Genomic DNA, 12,618 nt, shown 5'->3' on the forward strand with positions numbered 1-12,618 from the left:
CCGATCACCGTGTCGAGAACCCGAAACGCCGGAAGATCGCCTTGCCCTGCGCCGAAATCAGGAAGCGCCGGAACCCCTCCGCCGCCGGATTGGTCGAGGCCTTCAGCCGGGCAAGCGGATAGGTGATCGGCGGATGGCTGGCCGCCGGGAACATGCCGACCACGCGGACCCTCGACGACGCCTTGGCGTCGGTGGCATAGACGATGCCATAGGGCGCCGCCCCACGCTCGACCAAAGCGAGGGCGGCGCGCACATTCTCGGCCCGGACGACATGGGGTGCAACCATCGGCCATGCCCCTAATCGCTCCAGCGCCGCCTTGCCATATTTGCCCGCCGGCACGCTGTCGGTATCGGCCATGGCCAGCGGCCCGGCGGACAGGGTCTTGGCCAGGGTCCGCGTCGTCACCCGCCCGCCTTGGCCGGCCGATGCGATCACGACCAGCCGATTGCCTAGGAACGCGCTGCGCGTTCGGTCCGCCAGCAGGCCGTCCTTTTGCAGCACGTCCATCCATTCCTCATCGGCCGATGCGAATAGGTCGGCCTTGCCCCCGGCCTGAACCTGGCGCGCCAGGGCGGAGGACGCGGCGAAGGAAATGACCGGTCGCCTATGTCCCTGATTCGCCCACGAATCGGCGGCGGCATTCATAGATTCCTGCAAACTCGCCGCCGCTAGGACCAGCGGCGCACGCTCCTGCGCCAAAACCGGCTGGGTACAGCACAAGGCCGCCACCCCCAAGATCATACGCGCTACCATTGGCAGTTTTCCCTGTTTTCCGCCGAGTCGCTGTCGCTCGACATTGTTAATATTCCCAGAGGATTCGGCGACGCTGTTCGAATAGGGCATGCCGATTGCCCCTTTAGTAATTGTATGAAAACGATTTCCTGAATAGCCTCCGTTTTCGGAGCGAATGGAGAAAAAGCCACGCTCCCCAAAACAAGGGGGAATTTTCATGGTCCACGATCTCGCATCGATGGGCGGGGCGCGACGACGCGCGGCCCTGCTCGCATCCAGCGCACTGCTCGCGCTGTCGCTCGCCACGCCGGCCCAAGCGCAGACCGCGCGCCCCGAACAGGCGATCGACTATGCCCAGTCGTCCAGCCCGGAGCGCATGGGCGCCATTCCCGGCCTGCGCGTCGTCGACGAGCCGCAGATCGTCATTTCGCAGCCCGGCACCACGACCAGCGCGCTCGACACCGCCGGCGGCGTCAATGGCGTCGGCCAGATGTTCATCGCAGCCAGCGGCGGCGGCCTCAGCCTGTGCACCGGCACGCTGATCAACCCGCGCACCGTCATCTTCGCGGCGCATTGCGTCAATTCCGCCGCCGCCGCCAGCTATGGCACCGCGCGCGGCGGCACGCCCATCGCCTTCGGCTTCAAGCCCGACAATCTGCCGGGCGTGCGCGAATGGTTCCTGAGCACGTTGGGCGGCGCGGCCAACGCCAACCAGTTCAAGACGAACACCGCCAACGCCGTCTACAATGTGAACCAGGTCCATTGGAATTCGGGGTCGGCGCGCACGACGTTCCTGGAGGCCGATGTCGCGCTTGCCTCGCTTGACACGCCGGCGACCGGCGTTCCGACCTGGGCGATCCTGCTGTCGGCGCTGCCCGCGCCCGCCGCGATCGATCCGACCACGGGCACCGGCTATCACGTTACGCTGACCGGCTATGGCCGCAGCGGTGTCGGCAATCAGGGCGATACCAACGGCATCGACTATCGCCGCCGCATTGCCGAAAATTATATCGGCCTGCTCGGCTCGTTCGACGACCGCAATCTGTGGTTGTTCGGCCAGGGTTCGAACCTGCCGCAGAACCTGTACCAGCTCGACTTCGACGATCCGCGCCGGGGCACCGCAGCCGCCAGCCCCTATGATTTCAACCTGTTCCGCGACGCGCCGCTGCCCAAGGAAGGCACGACGGCGGGTGGCGACTCCGGCGGTCCGCTGATCCTCGACCGGACGTTCGCGCGCAAGGTTGTGGTCGGCGTGCTGTCGGGCGGCAGCCGCTTCTTCGGGCCGCAGCCCTTCTCCACCTATGGCACCTCGTCCTTCTACCAACCGCTCTACCTCTTCTGGGACTATATCGCCGCCAAGAACCCCTATCGCTATGCCGCCGCCAAGGCCGGTGACGGCGCGTGGGAGGACGGTGCGCATTGGGTGACGACGACCGACCCGGCCTATCAGATCATCCAGAACGGCCAGCTGGTGAACGGCGTTCCCACCACGCCCGGCATCGGCATCGCGAACGACCCGGACAACAAGTTCGGCGAGATCTGCGACGGTGTCGAGTGCCAGAACATCAAGACCGGCAAGATCACCGCGCAGAATGACGATGCCAGCAGCATGGGCCGCGAGCTGAACGCCGCCGGCCGCGCCACGCTGACCGACAGCATGACCGGTGCCGAGGACCAGGCACAGGCGAGCGGCAAGGCGGTCGCCGCCGCCCTTCCGGCCGCCACGCTGGCCAACGGCCTGCCGGGTGCGACCAACTTCGTGCCCAACAACGTCAACCCGACCGCCTCGGTCGCGGCGCGCTATTACGACGTTACCCTGTCGGCGGCGGGCAATACGACGCTCAGCTCGGCGGCGACGGTCGACCGCTTCACCATCAGCGGGTCGCAGGCGCGGCTGTCGCTGGCCAGCGGCGGCGCATTGACCACCGTGGCGGACTTCAACCAGCTGACGGGCATGATCGCCAATAACGGCACGATCAACGCCGGCGGCGATTTCCTGATGCTGGCTGGCGGCCTGCAGGGCTCGGGGCGGATCAACGCGCCGTTCTTCACCAGCGTCGGCGGCATGATCGCCCCCGGCACGGTCGGCACGATCGGCACGCTGACCTTTGGCGGCAATGTCGTGCTCGCCTCGGGGACGCAGCTGCTGATCGATGTCGGTCCCGGCGGCACCTCGGACAAGATCGCGGTTGTCGCCAATGGCACCGCGAATGGCCAGCTCAACGCCGGCGGCTCGGTCGGCTTCGCACCCGTGAGCGGGCACCTGATCCGCGCCGGCGACGTCTACACGATCGCGACCGCCAGCGGCGGCGTGTCAGGGCGGTTCAATGCCCCGACCGCGCTCAGCGCGATCCTGACACCGACGCTGAACTATAGCGGCAACGCCGTCACCGCGCGGATCGTCGCCGGCGCTTACGCCAATGTCGTCGCCAACACGCCCTATCAGACGGCCTATGCGCGCCTGCTCGACCAGAACCGGTCGATCCAGGGCAATTTCAGCAATCTGTACGGCACACTAGACCTGCAATCCGCATCGACCATCCGCAACACGCTCGAAGGTCTGGCCCCCTCGACCGAGGCGCTGAAGCGGGCACAGGGCACCATGGCGCTCGACAACAGCGCGCGCTTCTTCCGTGAGCATCTGGCGACGCTGTCGCCGAGCGAAGGCCTGGGCGGCACGCTGACCATGATCGGCAAGCCGGTGCAGGTCGCGAGCCTTGCCATGAGCAACCTGGCGGGCAGCCAGGCGCAGATGGCGACCGACAGCGGCGGCGTGTCGATGCGCGAGAATGTCCTGCCCGAAAATGTCGCGGTGTTCCTGGCGGGTGGCTATCTCGACGGCAAGGCGCGTGCCCTGCCGCAGACGGCGACTGCCGACATTCGCGACCGGTTCGACGGCTTCTACGTCGCGACCGGTATCGAGACCGAGGTGGACGATGCCAGCATCCTCGGCTTCGGCTTCTCCTATACCAAGACGACCGGCAACACCTCGTTCGGCCAATATGCGCGCGGCGACCTGTATCAGGGGACGCTCTACGGCAAGGCGGAGGTGGGCGGCTTCTCGCTGGACAGCCAGTTCAGCGCCGGCGTGTTCCAGGCGCAGACGCAGCGCAACGTGTCGCTGGCGGGTGTCGCCTATAACTTGCGGTCGCGCGACAATGCCCTGGCACTGTCGAGCGAAGTCGGGTTGGCCAAGACCTATGGCTTTGGCGGGCTCAAGATCGGACCGCGTATCGCTGCGCGCGTGAGCCATCTGGGCTTCACCCCCACCGCCGAAACCGGCGGCGGCCCCGCGCTGCGCTATGACCGCCAGGACTATAACAGCGTCCAGGGTCGCGCCGGTCTGATGCTGAGCTCGGACGGGCCGTTCCGTCCCTATGCCTCGGCCTATTATGTCCATGACTTCCAGGATCGCCCGGGCGTGTTCGGTGCGAATTTCGCGGGCGGCATCGGCCCGTCGGCGCTGTTCGCGCTACCCGGCCACGACAAGGATTGGGGCGAGGCGAGCCTGGGCGTGTCCTACACCTCGGGCCGTGTCCAGCTGTCGCTGGGCGCCGACACGACGTTCGAGCGCAAGGATGTCGAGAACCAGTCCTATCGGGGCACGATCAAGATCGCGTTCTGATCCGATCCCGTTCGTTGAACATCGAAAGGCCCGTCCGAGGAAACCGGGCGGGCCTTTCCCCACGAACTTGTTTTTCTATTTACCATCAATTTCTTATGGAACGACGTCGGAATTTCGTACGCCACTCTTTGAGACAAGATGCGCAACGCGCAGCAGAGGGTAAGCAATGCCGGGAATTTATGATGAATATGGGCGTCGTCTCGACTCGCCAGGAATTGATGCAAATGGATGCTTGACGCTGGGCATCATCGGATTTGTCGGCCTGACGCTGCTCGAAATTTGTGTACCCATTTGGACGCATCTGCGCGCGCAGGATGTCCATCCGGTCTTCGTTATATTGCTGATTATCGGTGTGTTGACCATTTTATGGTTCGCCGTCACACGATCGCTCCGATCCGCGTGGGTAAGAACGGCCTGTGCCTTCGCTGTCTCGGCGTATCTCGGATATGCTATTTTCATAAACGTCGCCCGTGACGCCGACTATATCTGGGCGGGTGCTGCCTTGGGCGTATTCGGCGTCTTTGCCTTTCGCTTCATGCGTTGGGCCCATGAGCCCGAAGACGATCTGGCGAGCGTGTTTTTCCTCTGAATATGGAAAGGCCGCCCCGATTATATCGGGGCGGCCTTCGAATCCTTACGCCTCGTCGCCCATGCGCAGCGCGGCGATGAAGGCTTCCTGCGGGATGCTGACCGAGCCGTATTCGCGCATCTTTGCCTTACCCTTTTTCTGCTTTTCCAGCAGCTTGCGCTTGCGGGTGGCGTCGCCGCCATAGCATTTGGCGGTCACGTCCTTGCGCATCGCGCTGATCGTCTCGCGCGCGATCACCTTGCCGCCGATCGCCGCCTGGATCGGGATCTTGAACAGGTGGCGTGGGATGAGTTCCTTCAGCCGCTCGCACATGCCGCGCCCGCGCGTCTCGGCGGTGCCGCGGTGGACGATCATCGACAGCGCGTCGACCGGCTCTTCGTTGACCAGGATGCTCATCTTGACGAGGTCGCCCTCGCGATAGCCGATCTGGTGATAGTCGAAGCTGGCATAGCCCTTCGACAGCGACTTGAGCCGATCGTAGAAGTCGAACACGACCTCGTTGAGCGGCAGTTCATAGGTCGCCTGCGCGCGGCCGCCGACATAGGTCAGGTTCTTCTGGATGCCGCGCCGGTCTTGGCACAGCTTCAGGATCGAGCCGAGATACTCATCGGGGACATAGATGGTCGCCTCGATCCACGGCTCGCTGATCGACTCGATCTTGTTGGGATCGGGCATGTCGGCCGGGTTGTGCAGGTCGATCTGGCCGCCGTCATGGGTCAGCTCGATCTGATAGACCACCGACGGCGCGGTCGTGATCAGGTCGAGGTCATATTCGCGGGTCAGCCGCTCCTGGATGATCTCCAGATGCAGCAGCCCCAGGAAGCCGCAACGGAAGCCGAAGCCCAGCGCCGCCGACGTCTCCATCTCGAAGCTGAACGAGGCGTCGTTCAGCCGCAGCTTGCTGATCGACTCGCGCAGCTTCTCGAAGTCGTTGGCGTCGACCGGGAACAGGCCGCAGAACACGACCGGCTGAACTTCCTTGAAGCCCGGCAGCGCCTGCTCGGTCGGCTTCTTGGCGTCGGTCAGCGTGTCGCCGACGCGCGCCTGCGCCACGTCCTTGATCTGCGCGGTGATGAAGCCGATCTCGCCCACGCCAAGCTCGGTCAGCTGCTCGATCTTGGGGCGGAAACAGCCGACGCGGTCGATCAGATGGGTGGTGCCCGCCTGCATGAACTTGATCTGCTGCCCCTTTTTCAGGGTGCCTTCCATCACGCGCACCAGGATGACGACGCCCAGATAGGGGTCGTACCAGCTATCGACCAGCATCGCCTTGAGCGGCGCGGTCGCGTCGCCCTTGGGCGCGGGGATGTTCTTGACGATCGCTTCCAGGATGTCGCCGATGCCGATGCCCGACTTGGCACTGGCCAGCACCGCGCCCGAGGCGTCGATGCCGATGACGTCCTCGATCTCGGCGCGGACCTTTTCGGGTTCGGCGGCGGGCAGGTCGATCTTGTTGATGACGGGCACGATCTCATGGTCGTGCTCGATCGACTGATAGACGTTCGCCAGCGTCTGCGCCTCGACGCCCTGCGCAGCGTCGACGACGAGCAGCGCGCCTTCGCACGCCGCCAGCGACCGGCTGACCTCATAGGCGAAGTCGACATGGCCCGGCGTGTCCATCAGGTTCAGCGTATAGGTTTCGCCGTCCTGCGCCTTGTACGCCAGGCGCACGGTCTGCGCCTTGATGGTGATGCCGCGTTCCTTCTCGATCTCCATGTTATCGAGAACCTGTTCGCTCATCTCGCGGTCGGTCAGGCCGCCGGTGAACTGGATCAGGCGATCGGCGAGCGTCGACTTGCCATGGTCGATATGCGCGATGATGGAGAAGTTGCGGATCTTGTCGAGCGGCGTGGACACGGGGGGAATGGTTTCCTGAAAAGCTTTAGCTGACGCCGTTAGCAAAGATGCGCGCGGATGCCAAAGCTATCGATCGCGGCCAGCGCATTTGCATAGCGACGCTCGCCCTGCCCCTCGACCAGCGCATAGCGCACCCCGCGCCGATCCAGCTCGGCCCGCGACAGGTCGAAGAAGCGCTGCCGCTCGGCCAGCGTGCCGAACAGGCGCGTGCCGTCCTCCACCCAGGGCAGGTCGGGCGCGAACAGGAGATAGACGTCGGACAGCCGATTCCAGCGGGCGAACCACGGGTCGCGCGCACCGAACAGCATATCGGCCCACACGGCGGTCATCAGCGGATCGGTGTCGGTCACGACCGGCCAGGGCCCCTGCGCCAGCGCCTCGGCCAGCATCGCGTCATGCCCCTGCCCGATCGCCACCAGATCGGCCATGGTGAAGTCGGTGCCATGCGCCTCGGCATAGTCGCGGCCATATTCGGGCAGATAGCGCCCGCCGAGCGCGGCGGCGAGACGTGGGCCGATGGTCGATTTGCCGGTGCTCTCCGGGCCATGCAGACAGATGCTCGTCACACCCGTACCCGCCATTCGCGATAGCCCCACACCGACAGTCCCAGAAAGATGACATAAAGAATGGCGGTCAGCGTCAGGCCCTTCACCGCGTAGAGCGCGATGGACGACAGATCGACCGCGATCCATAGCAGCCAGTTCTCCAGCCGACGCCTCGCCAGCAGGATTTGCGCCGCGACGCTGGCCACCGCATTGACGGCGTCCCAATAGGGCATGGCGGCATCGGTCCAGCGCGCCATCACCCCGCCCCACAATAGAGACGCAACCGCGATCCCGACCAGCCATACGCCTTGCGCGACAGGCGTCAGCGTGCCGACCGCGACCTCCCCCTCACGCGCCAGGCTGCGCCGCCAGACGACCCAGCCGTAAAGGTTGATGACGAAGAAGAATACTTGCAGCGCCGCGTCGCTGTACAGCCGCTCCTGCCAGAACAGCAGGCCGTAAAGCGACACCATCGCCAGCGCGACCGGATAATTCCACAAGCTGCGTCGCACGACGAGCGTGACGTTCGCGATACCCAGAACGAAGGCGACGATTTCAAGCCAGGTCATGCCACCGGAGCAAATCCGGTCGCCCTGGGGCGGTTCGCTATCGATGGGCTGGGCCGCGTACTTCGCGGCGAAATGGTCGGGGAGAGAGGATTCGAACCTCCGGCCCCTGCCTCCCGAAGGCAGTGCTCTACCAGGCTGAGCTACTCCCCGACTAGAGAGTATGGACCGGTTGTCAGAGCCTTTCGGGAAGGCCGATCCATGCTGGAGGCGCGCCAATAGCCAGCGGCCGCACACCACGCAAGCGGTTTTTCACCCGAAACGAAAATTCTTACAGCGCACGGCCCAGCCGCCCCGCCAGATCGACGATATATTGCCAGGCGACGCGCCCCGAACGGCTGCCCCGCCGGGTCGCCCAGTTGACCGCCTCGGCCCCGTCGAACGGCAGGTCGTGGCGATCGGTATAGGCACGGACGATGGCGAGATAGCCGTCCTGATCGAGCGCATGGAAGCCCAGGCTGAGACCGAAGCGGTCGGCCAGCGCCAGCTGGTCGTCGACCACGTCACGCGGGTTGATCGCGCTGTCCTGCTCGCTGAGATCGCGGGGCAGCAGATGGCGGCGATTGGCGGTGACCAGCAGGCGGACATGCGCCGGCCGCGCCTCCGCCCCGCCATCGAGCAACGAGCGCAGACGTCGCGCCTCGCCGGCTTCGTCGAAACCCAGATCGTCGATGAACAGGACGAAGGCGCGGTCGACCCCTTCCAGCATCGCGAACAACGCGGGCAGGCTGTCGAGCGTGTCGACCGATACCAATGCCAGCCGGCCCGGCCGGGTCGCCTGAACCGCCGCGACCGAGGCCTTGACCAGCGCCGACTTGCCCGTGCCCCGTGCGCCCCAGAGCAGCACGTCCTGTGCAGCATGACCATCGGCCAGCCGTTCCAAATTGGTGACCAGCGCCTCGCGCTGGCGATCCAGTCCCTGCAACATCGCCAGCGGCAATGGTGCGAAGCCCCGCGCCGGCTGCAACACCTCTTCGCGCCACAGATAGGCCGGATGGGCCAGCGGATCGGCCGAAACCGTTGCTGGGGGAGCGAGACGTTCGAGGGCGGCGGCGATCCGCTCCAGCGCGGCGGTGGGAAGCTCGGTCATGCCGCGCGTCTTAGGCGGCCGGCACCTTGCTGCAAAGATGGCGGCTCACAGCGCGTCGCGGTGGGCGATCACGACGGGATTGCCGGGTGACAGCGACAACGCCTTGTCGAACAGCTGCCGCGCGCCCTCGGCCTCACCCGCCGCCGCCAGCGCCACGCCATATACATCGGCCACTTCGGGGTTCATCGGGGCCAGTCGATAGGCCGCCGCACCATATCGACGTGCGACCACGCCGTCCCCCGCCCCGGCATAGGCCAGCGCCAGGTCACGCAGGAGCACGACGTCGCGCGACCCGAGCTGCTCGCGCAAACCTTCGAGCAGTTCGATCGCCGCGTCCCAATCGCCGTTGCGTAATTGCCACTGGCCCAGCAAGCGCCGCGCGGCCACGCTTTGCGGGTTCTGCGATATGTATAGTCCCAGCGCGACGGCCGCATCGCGCGGCTTGGCGGCACGAATTTGTCCGTCGATCAGGCGAAGCATCGTCGGTTCGTCGAAGGTCAGGTTCGCCGCATGCGCATAAGGGGCGACCGCCTCCGCCGAGCGGCCGGACAGCGCCAATATGTCCCCATATGCCAGCTGCGTCGCCGGTGCGCCGGGCGCGGCGCGAACCAGCGCCTGCGCCCTTGCCGCCGCCGCGCCCCAATTGCCCTGGCTCGCCAGCCCTCGGATGACGCCCAGCGCATAGGTGGGGTCGGTCGGCTCGCCTGCCGCCGCCTGGGTCAGTTCGGCAAGAGGGCGGTCGGGGCGAAAGATGGTCGAGTCCCCGCGTGTCCCCGACTGCGCCCGGTCGACCATGGCCGCGCTGTCCGAACCACCCGCCAGTGCTATCACCGCCAGTCGCAGCGCATAGCCGTCCGCATCGGGCCGGCTCAGCATCGGCCTGAGCGTGGCCAGCGCCGCCGCGCGATCGCCGATACCGATCTGCGCCGCCGCCAGCAGCTGCCGTGCGCCGATATTCATCGGTTGCATGCCGACCAACCGCCCCCAGGCGCGCACCGCACGCTGCGGGCGGCCCTGCGCATAGGCGACCACGCCCTCGAGCATCGCCGTCGCCGGTCGCTGCGCCAATGCTCCGCCGGTCAGTTGCAGGAGCTGTTCGGCCAGACCATAGCGCTTGGCGCGTGCCGCGATCACCGCCTGGAGGTAGAAGGCCTCCGGACTCCCCGGCAGCGACACCAGCGCGGTGCGCGTCACCGCCAGCGCGTCGCCCGCCCGGCCGAGATCGCCCAGCGTCGCGGCATATTGGATCAGCGCGGGATGATAATAGGGATCACGGCCAAGCGCCTGCCGGAACCATGGCAGCGCCGCCGTCAGCCCATAGCGCGCGCGAACGATCTCCCCCCGCAACGTCAGTGCGCGCGGATCGGCCGGGGCCAGCGCCGCTGCGCGCGAGGCGGCCTCGGTCGCACCCGCAACATCCCCCGCGCCGAAGCGGCTGCGCCCCAGATCGGTCCAGATCGCCGCGTCATCGGGCTTCGCCGCCGCCAATTGCTGGAGCGTGGCGCGATAGGCGCCCCCGGCGTTCGTCTGCGCGGCGCGCACCTTGGCGGCGATACGGATCATCTCGGCATCGCGAGCCGCCGGCATCTGCGCGACCGCCTCCTGCGCGCCGGCCGGATTGCCGAGCAACAACCGCGCCTCGGCCCGCATCGCCAGCGTGTCCGCGACCGGAACGCCCGCCGCGATCGCACGGTCCAGCGCCGCCTCGGCGGTGACGCCCTCCTCCAGCAACAGGCTGGTCCGCGCCAGCGTCATCTGCGCCGCGCGCGATCGCGGGGCAGCGACGCTCGCGCGGCGGGCCAGATCATGGGCGGCGTGATAATTGCCGGCCTGCAACGCGGTCGCCGCGTTGCGAAGCGCGACGGCCGGATCGACCGGCGGCTCGCCGCCGCGCAACAGATAGGCAAGACCCGCCATGGCCAGCGCGATGGCCATCAGGATCGCGATCAGCCGCGCCCGCCGCCGGATCGAACGCCGCCGCCATATCCGCCGCCGCTTGCGCCGCATCATCGGATAGGGCTGCGCCGCGCGTCGGTCGCGACCGCGATAGCCCCGCTCGGGCCGGATGTCGTCGCTCACCGTGCGCCCGACGGCCACAGGATGACGCGCAGCGTCTGCACCAGGATCAGCGCATCGAGGAAAGGCGAATAATTCTTCGCATAATACAGGTCATATTCCAGCTTGTGCCGCGCATCGTCGATCGAGGCGCCATAGGGATAGTTGAGCTGTGCCCAGCCGGTGATGCCGGGTTTGACCATATGCCGCTCGGCATAGAAGGGGATTTGCTGCTCCAGCTGCTCGACGAATTGCGGGCGCTCCGGGCGGGGGCCGACGAAGCTCATCTCACCCAGCAGCACCGACCAGATTTGCGGCAGCTCGTCGATCCGCACCTTGCGGATGAAGCGGCCGATCCGCGTGATCCGGGGATCGTCCTTCTCGGCCCAGATCGCCTGCCCGGCCAATTCGGCGTCCTGGCGCATCGACCGCAGCTTGGGGATGTCGAACGGCTGGTTGAACAGCCCCACGCGCCGCTGCCGGTAAAAGGCCGGGCCTTTGGACTCCAGCTTGATGGCGAGGGCGGTGATCAGGATGATCGGCAGCGCGACGACCATCAGCAGCAGGCTGACCGTCACGTCGAAGGCGCGCTTGACGATCGCCGACCACATCCGGCCCGACGCGAAACCGTCTGAGAAGATCAGCCAGCTATGGCTGACCGAGGCGAGGTCGATCCGCCCGGTCTCGCGCTCGAGAAAGCTCGACAGTTCGGACACCTGCACGCCGGCGGTACGCACCCGCAACAGGTCCTGATAGGGCAAGGCGTTGCGGCGTTCCTGAATCGCCAGCACGACCTCGGTCGCCCGCTGGTCGATGACGAAACCTTGCAGATTGGGTATCGCGGAACGGGGAATCGCGTCTGGCAAAGCGGTCTCGTCGGCGTTCATCGCGATCACGCCCGCAACCAGGAAGTTGCAGCCCGGCTGTCCCGCGAGCGCCGCGATCCGCGCGGCACGCTCGCCGGCCCCCATCAGGACGATGCGGCGCTTGAACCGGTCCCCGCCCAGCGACCGCCCGAGCAGCCCGCGGACGACCACCAGCAGGACGACCGCGATGACCATCGAGTAGAACAGGCTGGAGCGCCAATAGGACAGCGGAGGAAAGAAGAAATAGATGAGCGACAACAGGATCACGCCCATCGAGATCGCCACCATCAGCCGCGCGGCGGCGAAGCGGAGCGACAGGAAGGAGGCCGCCGCATAGGCCCCGACCGCCATCAGCGCGATCTGAAGCGGTACGGCAAAGCCCAGGATCTGCGGCAGATTGTCGATCACGCGCCCGGCGGGATAGCCGATCTGCCACGCGCGCACCGTCCAGCCCAGCTCCGCCGCTGCCATCAACAGCACGAAATCGACCAGACCGAGCAGCAGCACGGCGTGCGGGACATAGTGTTTGAACAGACGGATCATCTATCGATCGATCGTACCCGGGCCGTGCGTGATCACCAACTGTCCCAATTTTTGCAGAGAATGACAAACGAAGCGTGAAGATATGCGTTATGCGGCGTTGTAGAGAGCCACGTCGCCCGGTTTTTGGTGACGGGACATGAGAAGGGGCG

General features: G+C 66.2%; 9 protein-coding genes and 1 tRNA gene. 2 read left to right on the forward strand and 8 right to left on the reverse strand.

The features are described 5' to 3' along the window. Window positions 1-4: 4 nt before the first annotated feature. Window positions 5-754, reverse strand: a complete 750-nt coding sequence (gene modA, locus ACQHGV_RS08585) for a molybdate ABC transporter substrate-binding protein (protein WP_440977877.1) — start codon at window positions 752-754, stop codon at window positions 5-7. 196 nt (window positions 755-950) lie between these two features. On the opposite strand from modA, the gene ACQHGV_RS08590 reads away from it, so the two are divergent. Continuing rightward, window positions 951-4,358, forward strand: coding sequence for an autotransporter domain-containing protein (locus ACQHGV_RS08590; RefSeq protein WP_440977878.1), 3,408 nt, complete (start codon window positions 951-953; stop codon window positions 4,356-4,358). Between the two features lie 166 nt (window positions 4,359-4,524). Then, window positions 4,525-4,947 (forward strand): hypothetical protein, encoded by a 423-nt coding sequence (locus ACQHGV_RS08595; protein WP_440977879.1) that lies wholly within the window; start codon window positions 4,525-4,527, stop codon window positions 4,945-4,947. A 45-nt stretch (window positions 4,948-4,992) separates the two neighbouring features. Here ACQHGV_RS08595 and lepA read toward each other — a convergent pair whose 3' ends face one another. The 7 genes from lepA to ACQHGV_RS08630 all read right to left on the reverse strand — a co-directional run bounded on the left by lepA (window position 4,993) and on the right by ACQHGV_RS08630 (window position 12,469). After that, a complete protein-coding gene (gene lepA, locus ACQHGV_RS08600) occupies window positions 4,993-6,804 on the reverse strand; it encodes a translation elongation factor 4 (RefSeq protein WP_183951813.1) in 1,812 nt (603 codons plus the stop codon). Between the two features lie 38 nt (window positions 6,805-6,842). Beyond that, on the reverse strand, window positions 6,843-7,385 hold the full coding sequence (locus ACQHGV_RS08605) for an AAA family ATPase (protein WP_183951814.1): 543 nt from the start codon (window positions 7,383-7,385) through the stop codon (window positions 6,843-6,845). Further along, window positions 7,367-7,918, reverse strand: a complete 552-nt coding sequence (gene pnuC, locus ACQHGV_RS08610) for a nicotinamide riboside transporter PnuC (RefSeq protein ID WP_440977880.1) — start codon at window positions 7,916-7,918, stop codon at window positions 7,367-7,369. Before pnuC ends, ACQHGV_RS08605 begins: the two co-directional genes overlap by 19 nt. Before the next feature lie 73 nt (window positions 7,919-7,991). Beyond that, window positions 7,992-8,068 (reverse strand) — tRNA-Pro (locus ACQHGV_RS08615). Window positions 8,069-8,186: 118 nt separating this feature from the next. After that, on the reverse strand, window positions 8,187-9,005 hold the full coding sequence (locus ACQHGV_RS08620) for an ATP-binding protein (protein WP_440977881.1): 819 nt from the start codon (window positions 9,003-9,005) through the stop codon (window positions 8,187-8,189). A gap of 45 nt (window positions 9,006-9,050) precedes the next feature. After that, window positions 9,051-11,084: a tetratricopeptide repeat protein gene (locus ACQHGV_RS08625; protein ID WP_440977882.1), complete on the reverse strand. Its 2,034-nt coding sequence runs from the start codon at window positions 11,082-11,084 to the stop codon at window positions 9,051-9,053. After that, the gene (locus ACQHGV_RS08630) at window positions 11,081-12,469 is read right to left on the reverse strand and encodes a TIGR03013 family XrtA/PEP-CTERM system glycosyltransferase (protein ID WP_440977883.1); all 1,389 of its coding nucleotides are present in this window, start codon (window positions 12,467-12,469) and stop codon (window positions 11,081-11,083) included. Before ACQHGV_RS08630 ends, ACQHGV_RS08625 begins: the two co-directional genes overlap by 4 nt. Window positions 12,470-12,618 lie beyond the last annotated feature (149 nt).

This window comes from Sphingomonas pseudosanguinis (assembly GCF_052056765.1).
Taxonomy (GTDB): Bacteria; Pseudomonadota; Alphaproteobacteria; order Sphingomonadales; family Sphingomonadaceae; genus Sphingomonas; species Sphingomonas pseudosanguinis.